This window comes from Streptomyces sp. NPDC002144, assembly GCF_053593695.1.
The window spans coordinates 69,913-93,456 of record NZ_JBSFDB010000007.1 but is presented as its reverse complement, the minus strand read 5'-3'; the positions used below and the strand labels follow the sequence as shown (position 1 = coordinate 93,456).

Annotated in this window: 18 protein-coding genes, 1 tRNA gene and 1 pseudogene; 8 read left to right on the top strand and 12 right to left on the bottom strand. The window is 72.0% G+C overall.

The features are described 5' to 3' along the window. Positions 1-343: 343 nt before the first annotated feature. Entirely contained in the window at positions 344-3,223 is a 2,880-nt protein-coding gene (locus ACWCQ1_RS12765) for a D-alanyl-D-alanine carboxypeptidase (protein WP_451026452.1), read from the top strand. A gap of 202 nt (positions 3,224-3,425) precedes the next feature. Continuing rightward, positions 3,426-5,285: an MFS transporter gene (locus tag ACWCQ1_RS12760; RefSeq protein WP_358592561.1), complete on the top strand. Its 1,860-nt coding sequence runs from the start codon at positions 3,426-3,428 to the stop codon at positions 5,283-5,285. Here the strand turns inward: ACWCQ1_RS12760 and ACWCQ1_RS12755 are convergent. From ACWCQ1_RS12755 to ACWCQ1_RS12745, 3 genes are all read right to left on the bottom strand, one after another. Next, complete coding sequence (locus tag ACWCQ1_RS12755) at positions 5,278-6,150, bottom strand: MerR family transcriptional regulator (RefSeq protein WP_451026568.1); 873 nt, start codon at positions 6,148-6,150, stop codon at positions 5,278-5,280. The genes ACWCQ1_RS12760 and ACWCQ1_RS12755 overlap by 8 nt on opposite strands. 136 nt (positions 6,151-6,286) lie before the next feature. Continuing rightward, positions 6,287-6,796, bottom strand: a complete 510-nt coding sequence (locus tag ACWCQ1_RS12750) for a glutathione peroxidase (RefSeq protein ID WP_133049530.1) — start codon at positions 6,794-6,796, stop codon at positions 6,287-6,289. A 9-nt stretch (positions 6,797-6,805) separates the two neighbouring features. Then, positions 6,806-7,801 carry a winged helix-turn-helix domain-containing protein gene (locus ACWCQ1_RS12745; RefSeq protein WP_358592564.1) on the bottom strand — a complete coding sequence of 332 codons (996 nt, stop codon included), beginning with the start codon at positions 7,799-7,801 and terminating at the stop codon, positions 6,806-6,808. 73 nt (positions 7,802-7,874) lie between these two features. Here ACWCQ1_RS12745 and ACWCQ1_RS12740 point away from each other — a divergent pair, with 73 nt between their 5' ends. Next, positions 7,875-9,065 carry an MFS transporter gene (locus tag ACWCQ1_RS12740; protein WP_358592567.1) on the top strand — a complete coding sequence of 397 codons (1,191 nt, stop codon included), beginning with the start codon at positions 7,875-7,877 and terminating at the stop codon, positions 9,063-9,065. Here ACWCQ1_RS12740 and ACWCQ1_RS12735 read toward each other — a convergent pair. After that, positions 9,010-9,831, bottom strand: coding sequence for a slipin family protein (locus ACWCQ1_RS12735; RefSeq protein ID WP_451026451.1), 822 nt, complete (start codon positions 9,829-9,831; stop codon positions 9,010-9,012). The genes ACWCQ1_RS12740 and ACWCQ1_RS12735 overlap by 56 nt on opposite strands. A 148-nt stretch (positions 9,832-9,979) precedes the next feature. On the opposite strand from ACWCQ1_RS12735, the gene ACWCQ1_RS12730 reads away from it, so the two are divergent. Then, positions 9,980-11,425 carry a flavin-containing monooxygenase gene (locus tag ACWCQ1_RS12730; RefSeq protein WP_451026450.1) on the top strand — a complete coding sequence of 482 codons (1,446 nt, stop codon included), beginning with the start codon at positions 9,980-9,982 and terminating at the stop codon, positions 11,423-11,425. Here ACWCQ1_RS12730 and ACWCQ1_RS12725 read toward each other — a convergent pair. Then, positions 11,413-12,006, bottom strand: a complete 594-nt coding sequence (locus ACWCQ1_RS12725) for an NADPH-dependent FMN reductase (RefSeq protein ID WP_451026449.1) — start codon at positions 12,004-12,006, stop codon at positions 11,413-11,415. The two genes, ACWCQ1_RS12730 and ACWCQ1_RS12725, sit on opposite strands and share 13 nt — an antisense overlap. A 113-nt stretch (positions 12,007-12,119) precedes the next feature. Here ACWCQ1_RS12725 and ACWCQ1_RS12720 point away from each other — a divergent pair, with 113 nt between their 5' ends. Next, a complete protein-coding gene (locus tag ACWCQ1_RS12720) occupies positions 12,120-12,992 on the top strand; it encodes a helix-turn-helix domain-containing protein (RefSeq protein ID WP_451026448.1) in 873 nt (290 codons plus the stop codon). 55 nt (positions 12,993-13,047) lie between these two features. On the opposite strand, the gene ACWCQ1_RS12715 is transcribed toward ACWCQ1_RS12720, so the two are convergent. From ACWCQ1_RS12715 to ACWCQ1_RS12705, 3 genes are all read right to left on the bottom strand, one after another. Next, a complete protein-coding gene (locus ACWCQ1_RS12715) occupies positions 13,048-14,010 on the bottom strand; it encodes an N-acetylmuramoyl-L-alanine amidase (protein WP_451026447.1) in 963 nt (320 codons plus the stop codon). 437 nt (positions 14,011-14,447) lie between these two features. Then, positions 14,448-16,892 (bottom strand): FtsX-like permease family protein, encoded by a 2,445-nt coding sequence (locus ACWCQ1_RS12710; RefSeq protein WP_451026446.1) that lies wholly within the window; start codon positions 16,890-16,892, stop codon positions 14,448-14,450. Beyond that, positions 16,889-17,593: an ABC transporter ATP-binding protein gene (locus ACWCQ1_RS12705; RefSeq protein WP_451026445.1), complete on the bottom strand. Its 705-nt coding sequence runs from the start codon at positions 17,591-17,593 to the stop codon at positions 16,889-16,891. Before ACWCQ1_RS12705 ends, ACWCQ1_RS12710 begins: the two co-directional genes overlap by 4 nt. Before the next feature lie 212 nt (positions 17,594-17,805). Between ACWCQ1_RS12705 and ACWCQ1_RS12700 the strand changes: the two genes are divergently transcribed. Both ACWCQ1_RS12700 and ACWCQ1_RS12695 read left to right on the top strand, forming a co-directional pair. Further along, on the top strand, positions 17,806-19,188 hold the full coding sequence (locus ACWCQ1_RS12700) for a sensor histidine kinase (protein WP_451026444.1): 1,383 nt from the start codon (positions 17,806-17,808) through the stop codon (positions 19,186-19,188). Next, the gene (locus tag ACWCQ1_RS12695; RefSeq protein ID WP_451026443.1) at positions 19,185-19,880 is read left to right on the top strand and encodes a response regulator; all 696 of its coding nucleotides are present in this window, start codon (positions 19,185-19,187) and stop codon (positions 19,878-19,880) included. The genes ACWCQ1_RS12700 and ACWCQ1_RS12695 overlap by 4 nt, the downstream gene beginning before the upstream one ends. Before the next feature lie 331 nt (positions 19,881-20,211). Here the strand turns inward: ACWCQ1_RS12695 and ACWCQ1_RS12690 are convergent, their stop codons facing one another. Beyond that, on the bottom strand, positions 20,212-20,619 hold the full coding sequence (locus ACWCQ1_RS12690) for a hypothetical protein (RefSeq protein WP_451026442.1): 408 nt from the start codon (positions 20,617-20,619) through the stop codon (positions 20,212-20,214). Positions 20,620-20,804: 185 nt separating this feature from the next. Beyond that, positions 20,805-21,197 (bottom strand): SMI1/KNR4 family protein, encoded by a 393-nt coding sequence (locus tag ACWCQ1_RS12685; RefSeq protein WP_451026441.1) that lies wholly within the window; start codon positions 21,195-21,197, stop codon positions 20,805-20,807. Positions 21,198-21,884: 687 nt separating this feature from the next. Between ACWCQ1_RS12685 and ACWCQ1_RS12680 the strand changes: the two are divergent. Further along, positions 21,885-22,201 (top strand): annotated as a pseudogene (locus tag ACWCQ1_RS12680) (tyrosine-type recombinase/integrase); the annotation flags it as partial. Positions 22,202-22,291: 90 nt separating this feature from the next. On the opposite strand, the gene ACWCQ1_RS12675 reads toward ACWCQ1_RS12680, so the two are convergent. Continuing rightward, positions 22,292-22,364 (bottom strand) — tRNA-Arg (locus tag ACWCQ1_RS12675). Positions 22,365-22,442: 78 nt separating this feature from the next. After that, complete coding sequence (locus ACWCQ1_RS12670) at positions 22,443-23,438, bottom strand: phosphotransferase enzyme family protein (protein ID WP_451026440.1); 996 nt, start codon at positions 23,436-23,438, stop codon at positions 22,443-22,445. Positions 23,439-23,544: the final 106 nt, after the last annotated feature.

The window sequence follows — 23,544 nt, the reverse complement described above, 5'->3', positions numbered from 1 at the left end:
ATCGCCCCAGCCCGGGACGACGGACTCCGGGGCCGAGGAGGGGACTGCGGGACCTGGCGGCGATGCGTCTGTGGACGGGACGGCGGGGACTGGCGGCGGTGCGTCTGGCGACGGGGCTGCGGGTGCTGACGGTGGCGCGTCCGGGGACGGGACGGCGGGGACTGACGATGGTGCGTCCGGGGACGGGACGGCGGGGGCTGACGGTGGTGCGTCCGGCGGTGGGACCGCGGGGGCTGACGGCGGTTCCTCCGGGGACGGGATCGCGGGGGTCGGCGGCGATGCGACCCGCGCCAGGGACGGCCGGGGGACCGACGAGGAGGCCGAGGGGGCGCCTGGCGAGGCTATGACCGACGGCTCCTCGGACGGGGCTGCGGCGCAGACGGGTGACGACGAGACGCCCCGCGGTGCCGTGGACGGCGAGACGGCGCCCGAGCGGCGCTCTGGCCGGCCGGAGACGGCTGGGGAGGCCACAGGGGACTCCGAGCACTCCGAGGACGCAGAGAGCGCCGCCGACGGCGCTGTGGGCACCCAGGGCCGCCGGAGCTCTGCGGAGGCCGGGGAGTCCGAGGATGCTCAGGACTCGAAGGACACCGCGGGTACGGGCGACTCGGACCTGGAGGGTGCCGGGAAGTCCGGCGACGCTGAGGACGGCCGTGACTCCGCGAGCGCGCGGGACGCCGACGCCGAGGAAGATGGCTCGGCGGAGGGTAACGATTCCGCTGATGTCGCCGGCGACGGCGAGACGGGCGGCGACGCACGCCTGCGTGCCGCTGTCGCGGCGTGGGTACGTACGGGGGAGGCCAAGGACGCCTCCGAGACCGCGGAGCCCGAGAGCGCCGCAACGGACGAGAACGACGACAGCCCCGAGCCCGAGCCCGCCGACAAGCCAAAGGCACCCAACGCCGCCAAGGACCCCCGCTCCACGGCCGGGGCCCCCGATCCCGTCGTCGAGGATGCCCGGCCCGCGAACGGGGACCCCCGCTCGGGCGCTGAGGCCAAGCGGCCTGCCGCCAAGACCCCCGGCGCTACGGAGGAGGACCCGGAGTCCGGGTTTGAGGATGCCCGCCCGGCGACCGAGGACCCCCGCTCCGGCGTTGAGGACGCACGGCCTGCTGCCAAGATCCCCGGCTCGACGGAGGAGGACCCGGAGTCCGTAGTCGAGGATGCCCGGCCCGCGGCCGAAGACCCCCGCTCCGGTGCTGAGGCCAAGCGGCCTGCCGGTGAGACCCTCAGCCTTACGGGGACGGATCCCGAGTCCGGCGTCGAGGATGCTCGACCCGCAAGCGAGGACGCCCGGCCGGCCGGCGACGATGCCCGGTCCAGCGCTGAGGACGCTCGGCCCGCCGCCAAGGACGCTTCGTCCGGTGCTGGGAAGTCTCGTGTCGAGGATGCCCGTCCCGGCGGCGAGGGTGCCGAGGACGACATCGAGGATGCCCGCCCCGCGATCGACGATGCCCGGCCCGGTGGCAACGATGGCGAGGCCGAGCCCGAGGATGACCAGCCCGAGGTCGAGGACAAGGTCCCCGGTGACAGTGAGGCGGCCGGCGGTGGGGCTCCCGTGCGCGGGCCCGCAGTCGCCGATGGTGGGAAGGGACCGCAGGGGCCACCCGCAGGTGACGACGAGAGCCGCACGGGTGGTGCGGGTGGGAAAACGGCCAACGCCGACGCCAACGCCGACGCCAACGCGGCCGCACCTGCCAAACCCGTCGACCAGCCCACCGCCGTCTTCAAGCGCCCCAAGCCCCAGGTCGACCAGCCGACCACCATGCTGAAACTCGGCGGCAAGCTCGGCGACCCCAAGACGGACCCCAAGACCGACCCCGAGCGCACCAGTAAGTTCGTCGCGCTCAAGCCCCTCGACGAGCCCGCCACCAAGAAGCCGGCGGACGCCACCGCGCCCGTCCCGCAGGTCGGCCCCGAGCGGACCACCCAGCAGCCGCTTCCGCCCAAGCCCCCGCTCGACCTCCTGGCCGAGCTGACCAACACCCCGCCCCCGCCCCAGACCCCGGTCCGCACGATCCTGCGCCGGATCAAGATCTGGACCCCCCTCGTCCTGCTCCTCGCCCTCGTCTTTGCGATCGTGCAGGCCGTCCGCCCCCTGCCCACCCCCACCCTCGCTCTCACCGCCGACGACTCGTACACCTTCGACGGCTCCCCGGTCACCCTCCCGTGGCCGAACGAGGGCCAGGGCCGCATGGACGTCAACGGCATCGGCACCATGGGTGCCTTCGGCAAGCAGACGCCGGTGGCGATCGGCTCCGTGGCCAAGGCGATGACCGCCTACATCGTCCTCAAGGACCACCCGCTCAAGGCGGGCCAGGACGGTCCGAAGATCACGGTGGACGCGCTCGCCGAGAAGGAGGCCGGTTACTGGAAGGACGGCGAGTCCACCCTCACCACCGTCAAGAAGGGTGACGTCCTCACCGAGCAGCAGGCCCTGTCGGCGATCATGATCCCGTCGGCCAACAACATCGCCCGCCTCCTCGCCCGCTGGGACGCCGGTTCCGAGGCCGCGTTCATCAAGAAGATGAACGACACCGCCCAGCGGCTCGGGATGACGAACACGACGTACACCGACGCCTCCGGCCTGAAGGAGACCACCGTCTCCACCGCCTCGGACCAGGTCAAGCTCGGCAACCAGCTGGTCAAGATCCCGGCCCTGATGGCCATCACCAAGCTCCCCAGCTGGGTCGACCCCTCCGGCAAGAAGTGGGACAACTACAACCGGCTCGTGCCCTACAACGGCGCCATCGGCATCAAGACGGGTACGACCACCAAGGCCGGCGGCAACCTCCTGTTCGCCGCGACGAAGGAGGTCGACGGCGAGACGGTCACCGTCGTCGGCGCGATCCTCGGCCAGCACACGAGCCCGATCATCGACACGGTCAACGCGGTCAGCAAGACCGCGATGCTCGCCGCCCAGGACGCGCTGAAGTCGGCGAAGATCCTGAAGAAGGGCGACGTCGTCGGGTACGTGGACGACAAGCTCGGCGGCCGCACCCCCGTCGTCGCCACCAAGGACGTCGCCGCCGTCGGCTGGTCCGGCTTCCGGGTGAAGCTGTCCTTCGACGCCGACGACGTACCGCACTCCGCGAAGGCCGGCACCACGGTGGGCACGCTCACCGTCGGCGACGGAACCAGCGGCGCGGTCAAGGTCCCGGTCGCCCTGCAGAAGGACCTCAGTGAACCCGGACTCACCGCCAAGCTGACCCGTCTCGGCTGAACCGGCCGCGCCGCTGCCACGTACCCCGTCGGCGGGCCCACCTGGGAGCCGTCCGGCGGGGTGCGTGCTAGCGTCACGAAACGGGGCAGGTCGCCGCCCACGGGACGCGGCCGGGGAACGCCCCGGGACGTGGTCGGCAACGGACGGCCAACGGGACGCGTCTCTCAACACAAGACAGGACACCCACGGGGAGTGCCTTCAGGTGGCCACTGCGGAGCCGACACGCGCCGACGACCCCGACCCGGGCCCGGGAACCGGCCCGCGAATACGCGTGCCCGCACCGCGCGACGACCGGCACGAGAGCGGTCGTACGGACTCCTCCGCCAGAGCCAGGGCGATTCGGGCCTTCCACGCCCTGCGCGAGCGCCTGCTGCGTCACCCGGTGCTGTCGATGACCGCCCTGTCGGGTGTGCTGCACATCGTCTGGTTCTTCACGTTCGCGAACAGTGGCGGTGACCTCGCGGCCCAGGACGCGTGGGCGGAGTTCGTCGGCCGGCACCCCGACTCGGCGTACAACCTCGCCTGGTACGGCGGGATGCACCCGGTGTCGTACAGCATGGTGTCGCCGTATCTGATGTCGGTGCTCGGCGTCCGGACGACCATGATGATCGCGGGGACGGTCTCCGCCGGGCTGCTCACCATGATCCTCATCCGCAGCCGGTCGGTGAAGAACCCGCTGTGGGCCTCGCTGGCGGGGGTCTACGCCTTCCTGTGCAACGCGGCCTCCGGACGCGTCACCTTCGGACTGGGCACGGTGTTCGCGCTGGGCGCGGTCGCCGTCGTCTTCTGCTGGCCGTACAAGTGGCGTCACAAGCGGGGCGCGAAGGCCGCCTGCGCGGCCGTCCTGGCGGCCCTGGCCACCATGGCCTCGCCCGTCGCCGGCCTGTTCGTGGGGCTGGTCGCCGTCGCGCTGTTCCTGCAGAAACGGCGGCCCGGCGCCTGGGCGCTCGGGATCGCGCCCGCCGTGGTGGTGGCGGTCTCGGCCTGGCTGTTCCCCTTCTCGGGCACCCAGCCGATGATGATCGCCTCGGCGATCCTGCCCTTCATCTACGCGGTCTTCGTCTTCGCGCTCACCCCCAGGCAGTGGACGACGGTCCGGCTCACCTCCGTCGTGTACGGCCTCGGTGTGCTCGGCGTCTGGCTGGTCAGCTCGCAGATCGGCTCCAACATCACCCGGCTGGCGATGCTGTTCGCGGGGGTCGCGCTGGTGGCGGTGCTGCCGTTCAAGGTGCCGCGCTCCCGCGAGTGGTACCTGACCTGGGTGGCCATCGCCGGCTTCGTCTTCTGGGTCGGCTTCAAGGCGGTGGACGACGTCGTCCACACCACCCCGACCGCGTCCTGGGCGCGCGAGCTCGCGCCGCTGGTCAACCAGCTCCAGAAGGTCGGTGCCGAGAAGGGCCGCGTGGAGGTCGTCCCGGCCCGCTCCCACCGCGAGGCCTCCGCCCTCGCGCCGTACGTCAACCTCGCCCGCGGCTGGAACCGCCAGGCCGACATGGAGCGCAACCCGCTCTTCTACGACGACACGCTCAACTCGGCGAACTACCACGAGTGGCTGCAGCGCTGGGCCGTCCACTTCGTCGTGCTGCCCAAGGACGAGCCGGACGGCGACGGCGGGGAGCGCGAGCGGGAGCTGGTGCAGCGGGGCATGCCGTATCTGACGCAGATCTGGGGCGACGCCAACTGGCAGCTGTTCCGGGTCACCGACGCCGCCCCGCTGGCCGAGCCGAACACGGTGGTCGACCGGGCCGAGCAGGGCGAGATGACGATGGACGTCAAGAAGGCCGGCCGCATCCTCATCAAGATCCCGTACTCGCCGTGGCTGAGCATCGTCGACGCCGACGGCAAGAAGCTCAAGCCGCCGCAGGAGACGGAGGCGTCCAAGCACCGGGCGGAGGGGCAGCCGAAGTCGTACGACAACGTCAACGGCTGCCTGATGGAGACGGAGAAGGACGCGAACGGCGACCGGTGGACCATGCTGATCGCCCCGAAGGCGGGCACGTACCGCCTGGCGGCCCCCTACACGCTGCCCCGCGGTACGCCCTGCCCCGACGAGCTCAAGTGATCAGGCGCTCACCCGGTCGCCTGACGGGGAACGCCACGTCGCACACCTCGTCCTCCGCGCCCGCCGCGTCCCAGTCCGCGAAGTAGACCTCGCGGCAGGGGCCCGCCGTCTCCAGGCCCTCCCGCGCCATCCACTCCTCCACCGCCTCGAACGCGGCCAGGATCTGCGGGTGGGCCACCTGCGCCTTGGTGATGCGGGTGTAGGCCAGCCGCTGGGCCGGCTCCACGCGCACCCCGGTCTCCCGGGCCCGTCCCCGCCCGGCCGCCCACGCCCGTGCCGCCGCCGCGTCCGCGACCGGCACGCAGGACTCCGCCGGGCCGTCGCTCTCCATGGACACCTCGGAGTGGTAGACGACGTACGGCGCCGCCGTCACGCCCCCGCAGGCGCGGGCCGCCTCCTCCAGGCGTCCGAGCGAGGCCCCGATCCACGCCGGCAGCTCGTCCGCCAGCGTGTGCCGCGACTCGGTGATCACCACCCGCTCCGGTACGTCCACCGTCTCGACCACGAACTTCCCGTACATCTCGGAGCTCCTCCCCGACAGCCGTCCACGGAGGTACTCGGCGAGCGTCCGCTGCCCGGCGAAGCGCGTCTCCACGTCCGCCCAGTAACCGGCGAGCAGGTCGGCGCCCGCGGCGCCCTCCGCCTCGACCACCTCGGCGATCCGGGCGAGGGGCATGTCGAGCTGCCGCAGCAGCGCCACGAGCCGGGCGCGTTCCACCTGCTCCGCGCGGTAGTAGCGGTAGCCGCTCAGCTCGTCCACCTGCGCCGGCGCCAGCAGCCCGAGCCGGTCGTACAGCCGCAGGGCCTTCGCCGACAGCCGCGCCCGCGCGGCGAACGCGCCGATGGTGAGCAGTTCCTCGTCCACCACAGCAGCCCCTCTCACTGGGCGGCTCGACACCGGCGCGCCCCTTCGGCTCGCTCGTCCTCCGTCACCGGACGGGTCCTTTCCGCCCGGTGACGGGAACGCTCGGGCCTGCCCCAGGGGCAAGGTCAACGGATGGCTAGGCGAGGGCGCTCTCGACGGCGGTCACGACCTCCGCCGCCTCCGGCTCGGTCTGCGGGGAGAAGCGGGCGACGACCTTGCCGTCGCGGCCGATCAGGAACTTCTCGAAGTTCCAGCGGATGTCCCCGTCGTGGCCCTCGGCGTCGGCGAAGCCGGTCAGGCGGTCGTAGAGGGGGTGCCGGTTCTCGCCGTTCACCTCGATCTTCTCGGTGAGCGGAAACGTCACGCCGTAGGTCGCCGAGCAGAACTCGGCGATCTCCTCGGCGCTGCCCGGCTCCTGCCCCATGAACTGGTTGCAGGGCACGCCGAGGACGGTGAAGCCCTGCTCGGCGTAGCGCTCGTGGAGGCGCTCGAGCCCGTTGTACTGCGGGGTCAGCCCGCACTTGGAGGCCACGTTCACAATGAGGACCGCCTTGCCCGCGTACTGGGACAGGTCGGCTGATCCACCCTGGAGGGCGCCGATCTCCACGTCGAGGGGAGCGGCGCCGTTGCTCTCTGCAGTCGTCATAACCGGATGCTAACTCCGGTAAGTGTCGGCCCGTTTCCGGGCCTCCACCAGGACGTGTCCGGCCGGTGTACGGGAGTACAGCACCGACCGCCCCGCACGGCGGCGTTCCACCAGGCCGGCGTCCAGCAGCACCTTCAGATGCCGGCCGACGGACCCCAGCGCCTGCCCGGTCACCGCCACCAACTGGGTCGTGCTGAGCGGCGAGTCGAGCAGCACCAGCACCTCGGCCCGCGCCGCCCCGAGCAGCGCGCCGAGGGCCGCCGGCACGGCCCTGCGCTCACCGCCCGACAGCACGCCCGCGCACGGATAGACCAGGGCGTACCGCTCCCGGGCGTCCTCCCAGGAGACCCAGCCGCCCTGCCGCTGCGGGGTCACGGGCACGAAGACGAGCTCGGCGCCGGAGATCTCGCGGGGCGGATACTCGTGCAGGTTCACCTGGAGCCGGTTCTCACCGAGCCACCGGGTCCGCCCCGGCCGCAGTTCGTCCAGCACGGCAGCCCAGCCGCCCTGACTGACCTGCGCGGTGCGGGCGACGACATCGGCCTCCAGGACCCGTCGGCGCCGGTCCCAGTACGGCCGTACGGTCTCGGTCCACACGCGGGAGAGCAGACCGGCCGCGCGTTCGGGCAGGTCGTCGCGGTCCAGGGCGGCGGGGAGCGGGCCGCCGGCCAGGGCGACGACGAGGTCGGCGCGGGCCCGGTCGGCGGGCGTGGCCCGGACGCGGCCGAGGCCCTCCTCGACGCCCTCCCCGTCCCGCGGGGTCGGGGCGAGGAAGTCCGCGGTCCACACCCGGCCGAGCCCGGCGCGCACCAGCAGCGCGGTGACGGGGTCGGCGGCCAGCAGCGCGCGGTAGGCGGGCAGATGCCGGCCCAGCCAGACCTGCTCGCCCGGGTGCGCGGCCTCGCCCGCGTGCAGCAGCTTCAGCGACGCGAGGGTCTCGGCGAGCGGGGACAGGACGAACCGGCTGCCCGCGAGGGTGTCCGCGTTGATCTGCCACCAGCCCATGCCACCCCCAGTGACCTTTCGCGCTCGCGCGAAACACTAACGCCCGCTTTCCCGCCCTCCGGAGACTCCCCGCATGCGCAGTTACCGAGAGCTTTTCCGCACGCCCGAGTTCACCCCGTTCTTCCTCGCCTCCGCCACCCACACCGTGGGGCAGACGGTCGGCGGGCTGGCGCTCGGCACCCTGGTGTTCCGCGCGACCGACTCGCCGCTGCTGTCGGCGGTGAGCATGTTCGGGCCGCAGCTCGCCCAGGTGCTCGGCGCCTCCCTGCTGCTGTCGGGCGCCGACCGGCTGCGCCCGCGCACGGCGCTGACCGGCGTCGCCCTCGCCTTCGCGGCCAGTACGGCGGTCCTCGCGCTGCCCGGCCTGCCGATCGGGGCGGTCTTCGGCGTCGTCCTCCTGCAGGGCCTGGTCGCCTCGCTGGGCGGGGGAGTGCGCTGGGGGCTGCTGAACGAGATCCTGTCCAAGGACGGCTATCTGCTGGGGCGTTCGGTGTTCAACATGCTCTCCGGGCTGATGCAGATCACCGGGTTCGCGACCGGTGGGGCCCTGTTGGCCTTCCTGTCCCCGCAGGTCTGTCTGCTGCTGGCGGCCGCGCTCTACGCCACGACCGCCCTCGGCATGCGCCTGGGGCTGACCGAGCGCCCGCCGCGCTCCTCGGGCCGCCCGTCCGTCTCGGCGACCTGGCGCACCAACGCCCTGCTGTGGTCCGACCGCCCGCGCCGCCTCACCTATCTGGGCCTGTGGCTGCCCAACGGCCTCGTCGTGGGCTGCGAGTCGCTCTACGTCTCCTACGCGCCCCACGCCGCCGGCGCGCTGTTCGCCTGCGGGGCGCTGGGCATGTTCGCCGGGGACGTCACCGTCGGCCGCCTGGTCCCGACGGCCGTACGGCGGCGCCTGGCGACGCCGCTGCTCCTGCTGCTGGCCGGCCCCTACCTCTTCTTCGCCCTGCGCCCCGCGCTCCCCCTCGCCGCGGTCGCCGTGACCCTGGCCTCGGTCGGCTTCGGCGCGAGCCTCGTCCAGCAGGAGCGGCTGATGGCCCTGACCCCGGACGAACTCTCCGGCCACGCCCTGGGGTTGCACTCCTCCGGCATGCTGACGATGCAGGGCGTGGCCGCGGCCCTGGCCGGCTCCATCGCCCAACTCACCACGCCCGGCACGGCGATGACCCTCATGGCGGCCGCGTCGGGCGGGGTGACGGTGGCGCTCGCTACGGCTGCTCGACGGGGGGCGCCGGAGCGGGTACCGGTGCCGCAGGAGTCGTAGCCCCGATCTGCTGGGCCGCCTTGTCGAAGTACCGCAGCAGTTCCACCGGGAACGGCATCACCAGGGTCGAGTTCTTCTCGGCCGCGACCTCCACGACCGTCTGCAGGAGGCGCAGCTGCATGGCCTCCGGGGTGTCGGACATGATGCGGGAGGCGTTGGCGAGCTGCTGGGCGGCCTGGAACTCGCCGTCCGCGGTGATGACCCGGGCCCGGCGTTCGCGCTCGGCCTCCGCCTGGCGGGACATGGACCGCTTCAGGGACTCCGGCAGCTGGACGTCCTTGATCTCGACGCGGTCGATGTGGACGCCCCAGCCGGCGGCCGGGCTGTCGATCATCAGGGCCAGGCCCTCGTGCAGCCGTTCACGGTCGGAGAGCAGGTCGTCGAGGTCGCTCTTGCCGATGATGGAACGCAGCGAGGACTGGGCGACCTGGCCGACGGCGAAGACGTAGTCCTGGACCTCGATCGCGGCCCGTGCCGGGTCGACGACCCGGAAGTAGACGACCGCGTCGACCTTGACCGAGACGTTGTCCTTGGTGATGCCCTCCTGCGTGGGCACCGGCATGGTCACCACCTGCACGTTGACCTTGCGCATCCGGTCGGCGAAGGGGATCAGGAAGGTGATGCCGGGATTCCGGTGCCCCGGACGCGCCTTGCCCCAGCGGAACACGACCCCGCGCTCGACCTGGTTGACCACCCGCATCCCGCTGCGCAGCACGAGCAGGGCCACCAGGGCCACCAGCACGACCGCGACCACAGTGCCTTCCATGGCACTCCATTCCTCGGAAGGATCGATCCTCGAAAGGACTGAGACAGAGGAGAAGACACCGGACGGAGTTGACCGGATGCGCTCACGAGCGTCAGGAGAACGTCAAGAAAACCGCCCGGAGCCGGCACCCGCTCCGAGGGTCGTCGTGGTGGGCGCGGGCTTCGGCGGCATCGCGGTCGCGGCCGAACTCCTGCGGCACGGACTGGACGGCGTGACCCTGCTGGAGGCCGCCCCCGAGCTGGGCGGGACCTGGTTCCACAACCGCTACCCGGGCGCCGCCTGCGACGTGCCGAGCCACCTCTACTCGTACTCCTTCGCCCAACGAGCCACCTGGCCGCGGCTGTTCTCCCGCCGGGACGAGATCCTGCGGTACGCGCGCGAGACCGCGGACGCCCTGGGCGTCACCCCCCGGGTCGTGCCGGACACGACGGTGACCTCGTGCACCTGGGACGAGGAGAGCTGCACCTGGACGGTCCGCGCCCGGCGCGGGGGACGTGCGGAGGAACGGGTCGCGGACGCGGTCGTGCTGGCGACCGGACAGCTGGACAAGCCCGCGCTCCCCGCGCTGGAGGGCCTCGCCGACTTCGCCGGGCACAGCTTCCACTCCGCGCGCTGGGACCAGGACCACGACCTGCGGGGCAAGCGGGTGGCGGTGATCGGGACAGGGGCGAGCGCGGCCCAGCTGGTGCCGGAAATCGCGCCCCTGGTCGATCATTTGACGGTGTTCCAGCGCACCGGCAACTGGTTCCTGCCGCGCCCCGACCGCCCGATGCCGGCGGCCCTCGACCGCGCCCTGCGCCTGCCGTGGGCGCGGCGGCTGTGGCGGCGGTTCCTGTACCACGGCATCGAGCTGATCACCCTCTGCATCCGCCACCCGCGCACGGCGGGCCGCGTCGGCGCCCTTCTCTCGGCCGCCCACATGCGCCGCCAGCTCCCCGACCCCGAACTGCGCCGCAAGGCCTGGCCCGACTACCCCTTCGGCTGCAAACGCGTCCTGCTCAGCTCCGACTTCCTGCCCGCCCTGCGCCGCCCTAACGTCGAACTGATCACGGACCCGATCACCCGGATGACCCGGGAGGGCCCGCTCACCGAGGACGGCCGGGTGCACGCCGTGGACTGCGTGATCCACGCGACCGGGTTCCGTACGAACACCTTCATGCTTCCGATGGCGGTACGGGGCGAGGGCGGCCGGTCCATGGAGGAGGCGTGGGCCCGGGGCGCCCGCGCGCACCTCGGCATCATGGTCCCCGGCTTCCCCTCCCTGTTCCTCATGTACGGCCCCAACACCAACACCTCCGGCGGCTCCGTCCTGTTCTTCCTGGAGGCCCAGGCCGCCTACGTCCGCCGGGCCCTGCAACTGGCCCGCCGCGCGGGCGCGTCGGCCCTCGACGTGCGGCCGGAGGTGGAGGAGGCGGGCGTGGAGGCCGTACGGGCGCGCTTCTCGGGGACGGCCTGGCAGTCCTGTTCGTCCTGGTACCGCACACCGGACGGCCGGGACGTCGCCAACTGGCCGGGCTACATGGGCGAGTACGCGGACCGCACCCGTGAACCGGCGCCCGCCGACTTCCGGTTCGTCCGGCCTCAGGCGGGATAGGGCGCGGCGTCACGGCCCGCGCGGAGGGTGGCCGCCCACCAGGACAGCTGGTCCAGCAGGGACTTGGCGTAACCGGACGCCTCGGGGTCGAGCGGACGGCCGTCCTGCCAGGCGGTGAAGTAGTTCGGGAAGGCGAGACCGTCGCGGATGGTGACCGCGTGCAGCTCGGTCAGCACGTTCTCCAGGTGCAGCACCACGTGCCGGCCGCCGGCCGCGCCGCCGTAGCTGACGAAGGCGACGGGCTTGGCCGTCCACTGGGTGAAGTGCCAGTCGACGGCCGCCTTCAGGGAGGCCGGATAGCTGTGGTTGTACTCGGGCGTGACGACGACGAACGCGTCGGCGCCCTCGAGCGCCGAGGTCAGCGCCGCCATGCCGGCCGGCCGGGGGTAGGCGGCCCCGGCGTACTTCGGCGACTCGGCGGGCAGCGCCAACGGGATGTCGTACTCGGCGAGATCGACGACCTCGACCTCGAAACCACCGTGCGCACGGGCCTGTTCGGCCACCCAGGAGGCCGCGACCGGACCGAACCGGCCCTCCCGGACGCTGCCGACGACGATGACGAGCCTGTGTGTGTTCTCCATGCCCACCACGATCGACGTCCGCCGCGCGGGCAGCCAGACCGTGCTCAGGCTGGCCCCCGCAGGGCCAGCCTGAGCCACTGCGCGGGCCGGGAACTCCGTCCTATGCTCGGCCCATGGGGACGCCACTGGGGGATTTCATCCGGGCCAGGCGCGACAGCACTCAGCCGGAGTCGCTGGGCCTGCCCGAGCGCGGTCGCCGCAGATCACCGGGGCTGCGACGGCAGGACCTCGCCGCCCGGGCCGGCATCAGCGTCGAGTACCTCACCCGTATCGAGCAGGGCCGCGACCGCAACCCGTCGGTGGCGGTGGTCAACGCCCTCGCGGACGCCCTCGGCCTCGACCCGGCGGAGCGCGGCCACCTCCGCTACCTCGCGAAGATCACCGGCGGTGAGTGCGTCGCCCATCCCCGGCCCGCGCCGCCGTCCCGGCAGGTGCGGCCGTCCCTCCTGCGGACGCTGCGGCTGCTCGAACCGGGCATCGCCCTGGTCACCAACAAGCTGGGCGACGTCCTCGCCCGCACCGCCGCCTTCGAGACGGTGATGAACGGCAGCGGACTCCTCGACACCGGTACCGATTCCCACACCGATACCGACACCGACACCGACATCCCGAACCTGACCCGCTACGTCTTCACCGACCCCCGCGCCCGGACGTTCTTCGCCGACTGGGACGAGGTCGCCGACGAGCAGGCCTTCGATCTGTGGCTCGGGCCGTCCGTCGAGACCTCCGAGTGGTTCACCGCGGAGCTCGCCCCCCTGGCCGGTCCCGATCTCACCCGGCGCCTGAACCGTCATGTGGTCCCCCGGCGCGGGGTCCTGCGCCTCAACCATCCCTCGGGACACGAACTGCGGCTGCTGCGCGAGGTCCTCGACGTGTCCTCGGACGCGCAGCAACTGGTGGTCCTGCTGCCCGAGGACGAGGCCACCGCCGAGGCGGTGGACCTCCTGCGAGGCCGCTCCCACGGGCGGCTGCGCGCCATCTCGTGACGCGTCGGTCCGGCCCGGTGGGTCAGGCGACGACCTGACCCACCGGCCCCGATGGTCAGGCGACGACCGTGAACAGACCTGTCGTGTCCCCCAGTTTGCTCAGGGAGATCTTGCCGGGGATGCCGTCGGCCTCGGCGCCGCTGTAGCCGAGGTGGCGCTGCCACTTGGCGTACGCGGCGATCGTGGTCGTACCGAAGGAGCCGTCGCCCGCGTAGGTCTTGGCGAGGTAGCCCAGTTTCACCAGGGCCGCCTCGGTGAGGTTGGTGCCCGCCATGTAGGAGACGTGGCCCTGCTTGGCGCCCGGGTCGGTCTTCGCGGCCTGGACGAGACGGGAGAGGTCGACGCGGGGCTTGCCGGCCTTGGGAGGGGCGGGGTGGGTCTTGGAGGGTGCGGGGGAGGTCTTGGACGGGGCAGGAGCGGTCTTGGCCGGTTCCGTCGCGAGCTGCTTCTTCACGTCGGCGCGGAAGTCGTCCATGTCGAAGCTCGGGTCGACCTTGCCGGGCTGGACCTCCTTGTGCCCGGCGACCGACTTCTCCGACCAGCCGTGCGCCCGGCAGATCGCGGCGGCCCACAGCACGGCCTGGTCGTACTGCGCGTCCGGGTACGGGTCCTTGCCGTCGCCGAGGTTCTCGATCTCCAGGCCGTACAGGACGTCGTTGCCGTCGGCGTTGGCCTGGTTGTCGACGGGGAGGGGCTTCTCCGCGCGCAGGGCGTTGAGGACGTCGAGGTCGACACCGCCGGCGTGGTTGGCGCGGCCGTTGGCGATCGTCCACAGGCCGTCGGTCTTGCCGAGCCAGGCGTGGCAGAGCGGACCGGGCAGGTCCGATCTGCCGTTGTAGCAGAGTTCCCTGTCACCGTGACCGGCGGTGTGGTGGATCAGTACGCCGATCACGGGACCGAAGCTCTTGCCGGTCGCCGCGTCGCGGTTGTGGGTCTTCCAGCCGGCGTGCTCGTGCACGGTGAGGCCCTCGGCCTTCAGCGCGGCGAGCATCTGTGCGGCCGTCAGGGGTGTGGCCATGACTTGCGGTCCTTTCGGATGGATCCGGTGAACGTAACCGGGTTTCCTGTGAAGCAAGTTGACGAATGGAACCGCGTGCGGGGCGGCCAGGATCGTATGAGGGCTTTCGTACCGGGTGAGGGGGCCGGAAGCCCTGAGGCGCGCGGACTCGGTACCGGACTTCTTGCCGCTCGCGGCCCAACGTGCGTGTGGTGAAGGCGGGTTGGCGCATGGGGCGGCGGACGTGGTGCGCGGTTCTGTGGTGGTGCGGGGTCGAGTGGCTCGAGTGGCTCGGTCGGTGCGTTGTGTTGTGGCGGTGGGGGTCTGGGCGGCTTGCTCGGTGCGTAGTGCGGTGGCGGTGTCGGTTCGAGTGGCTTACCCGGTGGGCAGTGGGGTGGTGGTGTGGGTCCGGGTGGCTCGCTCGGTGCGCAGCGCGGTGGCGGTGTTGGTCGGAGTGCTCACTCCGTGCGCAGCGCCGTGGCGGTGTCCGTCCGGGCGGCCCAGCCGGCCGGCAGCAGGGCGCCCAGTACCGCGATGACCAGCCCGCCGCAGCCGAGCGCCGCCAGCGCGGGCGTGTGGTACACGGCGATGTCCGAGGCGGGCAGGGTCATGCCGACGGCCTTGCCCATGAGCGGCGTGACGTACCGGTGCAGGGCGACGCCGGCCGGGACCGCCACCGCGCCCGCGAGCAGGCCGATCCCGGCGACCGAGGTGACCACCATGGCGACGGTCTGGCGTGGCGCCATGCCCAGGGCCTTGAGGACGCCGAGGTCGTGGACGCGGTCGCGGGTGTCGAGGACGACCGTGTTGAGTACCCCCAGGCCCGCCACCGCGACCAGCATCAGGGTGAGCGTCCCGACCAGTGCGTCCATCGTCACGATCACGTCGGACCCCTGCGCGGTGTTGGCCTGCGCGACCGCACCGACCGGTTGCAGAGCCGCGTTGAGCGAGGTCAGGTACCCCGCCAGGTCCGTCCCCGGCTTCGTCCGTACGCCGTACTGGCCCGGTGTCGCGTCCAGCCCCAATGCCGCGAGCGTAGAGGTCCGGGTGAGGAGTTCCATGCCCTCGCCCGCCGTGAAGAACGCCTCACCGACGATCCGCACCGAGGCCCGCCGCCCCCGCTCCGTCAGGGTCACGGTGTCCCCGACCCGAATCCCGGCGGCCTTCAGGAACCGGGTGGTGACCACCGCCTGCCCCGGCCCGTCGAGCCAACGGCCCGAGACCATCTGCGGGGCCGCCCACGCCGTATCACCCTGGTAGGCCACCACGGTGGTGGCACCGGTGATCCCGGACGCGCTCACCTCCGCCTGCGCGATGCCGTAGAAGCGGCTGGTGCCGTGCTGGGCGCGGAGCGCGGCGGCGACCTGGGCGGGATCGGCCTTCGGCGCGTCGGGGCCGCCGCCCGCGTGGACCGCCTGGGCACCGGGCGGCGCCTGCCCGCCGCCGGCCGCCACCATGACGGACCCGGCCGAGTCGAGCATGCGGCCCGACTGGACGGCCCCGAGCGTCAGGGCCAGCCCGACCCCGAAGGTGACGGTGGCGGCGCCGAAGGCGACCGCGGCGGCCGTCGTCGCCGAACGCGCCGGATGGGCAAAGGGGTTCGCCAGCCCGAGCCCCACCGCCCGCGGAACCGGCAGCCGCCCCGCGAGCCGCCGCGCCAGACGCCCCCGGCCGGTACCGGGCGTACGTCCGACGGTGATCGCCTCCACGGTCCGCAGCCGCCCGGCCCGCAGCGCGGGCACCAGAGCGGCCCCGGCGACCAGCGCGAGGGCCGCCCCGGGCACCACGACGTCGATCCACACGGGAACCGACGCCTCCGGACCGCCGAAGGCCGTGCCGACCTCGCCGAGCACCGGAACGGCCAGCAGATTGCCCAGCACCAGCCCGAGCGCGCACCCCACGCCCGCCGGGATCAGCGCCTGCCCCACATAGGCCCGTACGACCTGCGCGGGGCTGAAACCAAGGGACTTGAGGATGCCGATGCGCCGGGTCGCGGCGCCGACCGCGCCGCTGACGACGATGCCGATGACCAGAACCGACAGCAGCAGCCCGAGCACCCCGAACGCGGCCAGGAAGGGCACGAACGCCATCGTGTTGGCGGTCTCCTGCTGCCGTACGGCCAGATAGGACCGCGATCCGCTCAGCGCGTCCTTCGGCACCGCCGCGGCGATCGCGGCCCGGTCGGCGGCGACCTGGGCGTCCGTGCCCGCGTGACGGAAGCGGTAGAGCATCTCGTACGACACCGGGCCGCCCCGCGCGCTCAACGCCTCGGCCTGCGCGGGAGTCACCCAGGCGTCCGCGGTGCCGGTCACCGACCGGGCGACCCCCACCACCGTCAGCGTGGGGGCGCTGGGCGCGGAGGGAAACGTCAGCCGGGCCCCCGGCTGCACGGGCATCCCGCCGTACGCCACCACGATCTGTCCGGGCCGGGTGGCCCAGGAACCCGCGACGAGCCTGACCCCGTCGACGCGGCCTCCGGCGTCCGCCCGGCCGACGACGGTCAGCGGCGGCAGATCGACACCGGCCGGAAGCGCGTCCGACCCCGAGGCGGTGCGCGGGCGCAGGGAGAGGGTACGGAAGGGGCCGGAGGCGGCGCTCACGCCGGACACGTGGGCGGTAGCGGCTATTTGACGGCGGGTCACCTTCGTGCCGTCGAACTGGACGGTCAGATGGGCGCCTCGCTGCTGGGCGAAGCCGTGGTCGAAGGGCGCCCGGGCCGAGACGAGCAGTCCGGCGGCCAGCACGGACGCGGTGACGGCCATGAGCGTGGTGAGGATCATGACGGCGGTCTGCAGACGCCGCCGCCCGACTCCGGCCCGGACGACCTTGCCGAGAGCGCTCACGGTCACCGCCGGGGAGTGGAGGCGTAGTTGCGTGAGGGCGGCCTTGCGGGGACTGCTCATCGGGTCAACGCCGGGGTGTGCTCGGTGTCCCGTATGACGCGGCCGTCGACCAGCTCCACGGTCCTGGTCGCGCAGGACTCCGCGAGGCGCAGATCGTGGGTGACCAGGAGGATCGTCTGTCCGTCGGCGTTGAGCTCGGCCAGGAGCTCCCGGACGTCCTCGCCGGAGGCTGTGTCCAGCGCGCCGGTGGGTTCGTCGGCCAGCAGCAGCGCCGGACGGTTCATCAGGGCCCGTGCGACGGCGACCCGTTGCCGCTCCCCGCCCGACAACCGGCCGGGATAGGCGTCCGCGTGCCGGTCGATGCGCAGATGCTCCAGCAGACCGGCGGCCCGCCGCCGCGCCTGCGCCCGGGGCAGACCCGCCAACTGGGCGGGCAGCAGCACGTTGTCGGTGACCGTCAGGTCGTCCAGCAGATGGAAGAACTGGAAGACCATGCCGATCTTCGTCCGCCGGAACTCCGCAGACCTCGCCTCGCCCATCCCGTCCACCCGCAGCCCGGCCACGGTGACGCTGCCCGCGCTGGGCCGGTCGAGCCCGGCGATCAGGTTCAGCAGCGTCGACTTGCCGCTGCCGGACGGCCCCAGCACGGCGACCGCCTCTCCGGCGCGCACGCTCAGGGTCACGTCGGCGAGCGCCGGCGGCCCCTCGCCGTACGTCCTGGTCACATCACGGATGTCGATGACGGGCGCGGTCGCTGGCACGGTGCCTCCACGGGCCGGTGGTCGGATTCGGCCCGACGGTAGGGGCCGGGTCGCGGCGGCCGCGTCGCCTGTGACGGCGAGACCGGCTGCCGCCCCCGGATGACCCTCCGGCCGTGTCATCCCAGCGATGTACGCGGGCGATGTACGAGCCGTCCCCGGCCGTCCGCCGCGGGAGGGATGTGGCCGTCTCCGGGGCTTGCCACACTGTGCGCATGGGCGGGGCTGTCGGGACGGTGCGTACGGGCGGGACCGCGGGCGCCGCGGCGGAGATCGCGGAGTGGTGGAGGACGAGCGTCTCGGCGCTGCGGCAGCGCAGCCCGCTGCCGCGGCCGTCCCGGTGGATGTGGGCGGCCGACGCGATCCTCGCCGTCGTCCTGGCGGCCTGCACGGTGATCGCCGCCCACCGCCAGGGCAGGGGCACGGTTCCCCTCCCGCCGGTCGTGCTGTCGACCCCCTCGTCGGTACCGACCCCGCCGAGCGCGCCGAACGCCCCCTTCCCGCCGGCGGACATGGCTCAGCACTTCGGCACGGTCCAGGCCTGGCAACTGGCCCTGGCCGCACTGACCGCGTTGCCCCTGGTGGTACGGCGCCGGTATCCGCTGACCGCGTTCTGGGCGGTGACCGGGGTGTGCCTCCTCTTCAACCAGCGGCTGGGCGGCGGCGACCCGACCGTCTACACCTTCGTCTCCTGCGTGGTCGCCGCCTACAGCGCGGCCGTGTACAGCCCGTACCGCGGGCGGGCGCTGGCCGGCCTGCTGGCCGGGGCCGTCCTCCTGGGCGTCTTCCACGACGAGAACTTCCCGTCCTTCACGCCCGGTGTCGTCCCTTTCCTCGCCCTGCTCGGGGTCGGGCTGGCCGCCAACGCCGTCCACACCTGGAAGCAACGCCTGCGGGTCCTGGAGGAGAACCACGAGACCGCGACCCGGCTGGCCGTCGACCGCGAACGCTCCCGTATCGCCCGCGAACTCCACGACGTCGTCACCCACAATGTGAGCGTGATGGTCATCCAGGCAGGCGCGGCCCGCAAGGTGATGGACACCGCCCCGGACCGTGCCCGCGAGGCACTGCTGGCGGTGGAGGCGGGGGGCCGCACCGCGATGACGGAACTGCGGCAGGTGATGGGCCTGTTGAGGATGGCGGCCGATGGTGATCACGGCCCCGGCCCGGTCACGGACGCTGATCTGGCGCCGCAACCCGGACTCGGGCATGTGCAGGCCCTCACCGACCGTGTCCGCAAGACCGGCGTGCCCATCGAGCTGACCGTCACCGGAACTCCCGTACCGCTACCCGCCGGTGTCGAGCTGGCCGCGTACCGCGTGGTGCAGGAGGCGCTGACCAACGCCGTGAAGCACGCGGCCGGCGCCCGGGTACGGGTCAGCGTCGACCACGTCCCGGGCGCGCTGCACATCGAGGTGTCCGACACGGGCGGCACCGCGATGTCCCCGGTCGACCCGGGCCCCAGTGCTGCCGCCGGCTACGGCCTGATGGGCCTGCGCGAACGCCTCGCCGTCCATGGCGGCACCCTGCAGGCGGGGGAACGGCCCACCGGTGGCTTCAGGGTCCGCGCCGTCCTGCCGGTCGAGGAACCGGCGTGAGCGAGCCACCGCCGCGGGTGGTGATCGCCGACGATCAGATACTGGTCCGCACCGGCTTCGGCCTGATCCTCGCCGCGGACGGAATCGAGGTCGTCGCCGAGGCCTCGGACGGCGACGAGGCGATCGACGCGGTCCACCGCACCCGCCCCGACCTGGTCCTGATGGACATCCGCATGCCCGGGACCGACGGTCTGGAGGCCACCCGGCGCATCCTCTCCGGCCTCGTGCCCGATCCGCCCCGGGTCCTCATCCTGACCACGTTCGACCTCGACCGCTATGTCTACGCCGCCCTCACCGCGGGAGCGAGCGGCTTCCTCCTCAAGGACGTCACCCCCGAACACCTGGTCGCGGCCGTCCGCCTCGCCCGCACCGGCGACGCGCTGCTCGCACCGGCCATCACCCGACGCCTCATCGAACGCTTCGTCTCCCACGGCACCCCCCACACCACCCCCCTCCACCGCGACCTCGCGGCGCTCACCCCCCGAGAACGGGAAGTCCTCCGCGCCCTGGGCAACGGCCTCAGCAACACCGAACTCGCCACCCACTTCGGCCTGAGCGAAGCCACGGTCAAGACACACGTGACCCGCATCCTCTCCAAACTCACCCTCCGCGACCGCGCCCAGGCCGTGGTGGTGGCTTACGAGACGGGGCTGATCGTGCCGGGGGCGGCCGGCACCACGACCGAGCGCTAGCCACCACCCACCCCCGTCCTTCCAGGAGCCCCGTGTCCGGGGGCGTAGTCGCGGCAGCCCTCCTGCCACCGCCGGCAGTCCTGCTCGAGGAGACCGAGGCGAAAAGCTCCGCCCGCCGTCGGCGCGCCTCGCGGGCGTCCGCGCTGCGCATCACGTCTCCCCCCAGGGCGCCGACGCCGGGCACGGCGCCTCCGGGGACCTTGATCAAAGACGTGCCCCGGCAGGATTCGAACCTGCGACACACGTGTTCTGGCACGAGAGTGCCACGGCCCCTCGCCTGAGATCTGGTGTTGACCGCCGCTGTTCACGCTGTTGGTGCCGGCCGCTGGTGTCAGAAGTCGTCCATGCTCGCCGGGCCTTCGACGCATTTCCCGCTCTGGTCCACTACGTAGATGACGTCACGGGTCCCCACTGCGCCCTCCGCCTTACCAGGCTCGGGGTCGATGAATGGGCAGACCGACTCCACTCCGCGGACAACGACCTTGTACGTCCTGGGCCACGCGCGTCCCTCGGTCCACCCCATGAGGGAACCGCCGCTCTCGCCGGGCTTTCGGTCAGGTTCCCCTTCGATCGCAATGCCGAGTTTTCCGCACCCTGGGCAACCGAACACGTGGGCATCCCAAGCCGACTCGTTGACCACGTGCACCGGCAGCCCTTTGTCATCGGAACTGCCACACCCCGTAACGGAGATGGCAACGATGCCGAGCGCGACCAGCAGCGAAACACGCGGCCGCTTCATGCGCCGGCGAGACGCGGTGTTGGGACAGCCTGGTCTCGCAGGTTGCATGCCTGGACCCTCTCGCAATGATGATTCGGGCTGAATCATTGCAGGTCACAGCAGAGAAGGAGAACGGTCCAAGGCCGACGTGAACACTCTCGATGCGAACTATCGGCGTAGCGGGTCGCTGACGTCTCCTCGCCTGGTCATCTGGAATCGCCGCCCCAGATCCACCCGGTTTCGGGGAACTGGTCCAGGAAGACGGTCAGGGACGGCGCCTGCGGGATGGCTGCTGACCAGTCGCTGGCAGCTGTGTCCAGCAGGACGAGCGGGGGCGGGCTTTGCCGGAAGTCGTAGGTCAGTAGTTCGCGGGCACCGTCGCCACCGATGACCAGGCTGCCAGGGAACCGTTCCAGGAACTCCCCGGCCTCGTTGATGTCGATCAGCTCGTCAGCGGAGTCCAGCATGAGGTAGTCGTCGGCCGGTGGTACGAACTGGCTCATGCCGGTTCGCGACCTGAGGAAGAGCCGGTAGTCCTCCGGCAACTGCACGCCAAAACGGCGTTCCACCTGCTCTATCTGTTCATCGATCGCAGCCATGAGGCCTCGCTGTCGGCGTCTAGTCGGTGGAGTCCCAATGACCGAGCCGCTACGAGGGCGCCGACCGACGGTGTGGCCGGCGCCCGAGGCCGAGTCTTTGATGTCTGGCCTCATCCTTATCAGGTCGATCACGGGGGCTACCGACGTCGGCCAACCGGGCCTGCGCCACGGCAGATCGTCCACTGAGGTCCGGCTTCGATCGCTGCTGTTCGCGCTTGTTGGTGTCAGCGGTTGGTGTCAGTCGCCGCACGCTGCGTTGACAAGCGCTGCCCTCTGGCGATCGTCAGTCCGCGTTGCCGGGCCTGACCCGGCGGAACGGCGCAGTGCGGGGCAAATACACGAGTTGGGCGATCAAGACTAGAAGGCTGAGAAGGAACCACCAGCCGTCACCACCGAAATGTCCGACCATGACTCCCCACGCGAGGAAAACGGCAATCTGGACCCAGTTCCTCCAGGTCCATACCGGCTCGATCCGGATCACGGTCCCGTCCCAGGCCTGTTCCGCAATGATTGTTGCACCCGAAGTCACGCGACCCGCTTCAGCCCTGGCTAGCAGGAACCACAACGCTCCCCGGCTCCCATCCCGTACGCCATGGGCCGCGTCTGCTCGGCTCTGCCTGGGTCGATGGCGTACGGGATGGGAGCAACGGCGCGCTCATGGTCCGCCGTTCACAGGCAGAGATGCAGGCCGGGGCCGGCCGTGACGGTCACGTCTTCGTCGGTCCCAGGGTGGCCGGCTGCGACGGAGCAACTTCCGGGACGACTGGATCAACGCGCGAACCAGGGCGGGCATCACGGCGGACGTGCGTTCCACGATCTTCGGCACACCGGGAACACCCTCGCCGCCTTCGGAGCGAAGCCTGCGTGAGCTGATGACCAGGATGGGGCACAGCACACCGCGCGCCGCGCTGATCTATCAGCACGTGGTCAACGGCCGTGACCGTGAGATCGCCGATCGACTCGGTTCGATGATCCGCAAGGAGCGGGGCGAGACGGACTCCTAGCGGGCCATGTGGCACGGGTGTGGCACGGCCGGGATCATGGGAAAGGGCCAGTTCGAGGGGATTACGCCCCTGAGCTGGCCCTTAGTCGTGTGCCCCCGGCAGGATTCGAACCTGCGACACCCGCTTTAGGAGAGCGGTGCTCTATCCCCTGAGCTACGAAGGCTGGGATCTGGTGGTCGGCCGGTGGCCGGGTCACCGGTGACAGTGTAGCGGCTGGTGGTGGGGCCGGTTGGAGCGTTGGTCACCACTCGGGGGCGAGTTCCTTGATCAGGAGGGAGAGCGTGGGGAGGTCCGGGAGGGCGGTGAGGGAGGTACGTACCTGATCGTCCGCGAACGCCCGTTCGTCCGGTGTCCTCGTCTGGTCCGCCGCTGCTTCCGCCTGGACATGGACGTAGTTCAGGCTGGTCGCGAGGAGCATGGAGAAGGCGTGCGGGGTGCGGATCGTTCCGGGGCCCCCGGCCGCCACGTACGCCCGGACCAGGTGCCGGGCCGCGTCCGGGTTCGGGCGGTTCCTGCCCGACCAGGCGAACACCGCCGACGCCAGTTCGCGTGCCGGTGTCGTCGGTCCCGCGTTGTCCCAGTCGATCAGGACCGGGCCGTCACGGCCGACCAGGACGTTCTGGGGTTGGACGTCGAGGTGGGAGGTCACCAGGGCGGTGCGGTCGGCCGGGGTCACGTAGCGGGAGAGATCGGACGATCTGGCGGCGACGTCCGCCAGGGCGTCGGACCAGGGGAGGGCGGAGTCGGCGACCTTTCGGTGCAGGGCCTGCCACTCGGAGGTGGTGGGGCATTTCTCGTACCAGGCGTGCGGGGGCTGCGTCGGTCCTGCCCCGGCCCGGTGGAGCTGGGCCAGGCTTCGGCCCACCCAGGCCAGGATCTCCGGGGCGGTGGGGTCGGCGGCGGTTCCGTCCACCCAGTCGTAGAGCTTCAGGCAGGAGCCGCCCAGGTGTGGGGGGAGACGGGTGACGTGCGTACCCTCGCCGTTCCTCAGCAGGCGGGGGGACGCGATACCCAGGGCCGCGGACGCGTCGCGTAAGGCGGCTTCGCGCCGTACCTGGCGCTCGTCGCAGCCGAAGAGCATTTCCTTCACCGCCCAGTCGCCGGACGGTCCCGACATCTTCCAGATCCGGCCCAGCGCGCCCCGGGTGACCGGCTCGATGGTCCAGCGGCCGGTGCCGGTGCCGGTGCCGGTGCCGAGGTCGTAGGCCGCGGTCACGTGGTCTACGGCGGCGTACATGGGGCAGCTCCTCGTGTCGGCGGGATGGGCGCGGAATACCGCCTCCCCGCCGCCGTGGGCGGCGGGGAGGCACGCGTTGCTTCGAGCTCTCCGGCCCTTGCCTCGC

Excerpts from the sequence above, each read along its gene's own strand:
- ACWCQ1_RS12715 (WP_451026447.1), bottom strand. The coding sequence starts at position 14,010 with ATGGCCACACCCCTGACGGCCGCACAGATGCTCGCCGCGCTGAAGGCC.
- ACWCQ1_RS12670 (WP_451026440.1), bottom strand. The coding sequence starts at position 23,438 with ATGTACGCCGCCGTAGACCACGTGACCGCGGCCTACGACCTCGGCACC.
- ACWCQ1_RS12745 (WP_358592564.1), bottom strand. The coding sequence starts at position 7,801 with ATGGGCTGGTGGCAGATCAACGCGGACACCCTCGCGGGCAGCCGGTTC.
- ACWCQ1_RS12710 (WP_451026446.1), bottom strand. The coding sequence starts at position 16,892 with ATGAGCAGTCCCCGCAAGGCCGCCCTCACGCAACTACGCCTCCACTCC.
- ACWCQ1_RS12735 (WP_451026451.1), bottom strand. The coding sequence starts at position 9,831 with ATGGAAGGCACTGTGGTCGCGGTCGTGCTGGTGGCCCTGGTGGCCCTG.
- ACWCQ1_RS12720 (WP_451026448.1), top strand. The coding sequence starts at position 12,120 with ATGGGGACGCCACTGGGGGATTTCATCCGGGCCAGGCGCGACAGCACT.
- ACWCQ1_RS12725 (WP_451026449.1), bottom strand. The coding sequence starts at position 12,006 with ATGGAGAACACACACAGGCTCGTCATCGTCGTCGGCAGCGTCCGGGAG.
- ACWCQ1_RS12750 (WP_133049530.1), bottom strand. The coding sequence starts at position 6,796 with ATGACGACTGCAGAGAGCAACGGCGCCGCTCCCCTCGACGTGGAGATC.
- ACWCQ1_RS12690 (WP_451026442.1), bottom strand. The coding sequence starts at position 20,619 with ATGAAGCGGCCGCGTGTTTCGCTGCTGGTCGCGCTCGGCATCGTTGCC.
- ACWCQ1_RS12740 (WP_358592567.1), top strand. The coding sequence starts at position 7,875 with ATGCGCAGTTACCGAGAGCTTTTCCGCACGCCCGAGTTCACCCCGTTC.
- ACWCQ1_RS12700 (WP_451026444.1), top strand. The coding sequence starts at position 17,806 with ATGGGCGGGGCTGTCGGGACGGTGCGTACGGGCGGGACCGCGGGCGCC.
- ACWCQ1_RS12685 (WP_451026441.1), bottom strand. The coding sequence starts at position 21,197 with ATGGCTGCGATCGATGAACAGATAGAGCAGGTGGAACGCCGTTTTGGC.
- ACWCQ1_RS12765 (WP_451026452.1), top strand. The coding sequence starts at position 344 with ATGACCGACGGCTCCTCGGACGGGGCTGCGGCGCAGACGGGTGACGAC.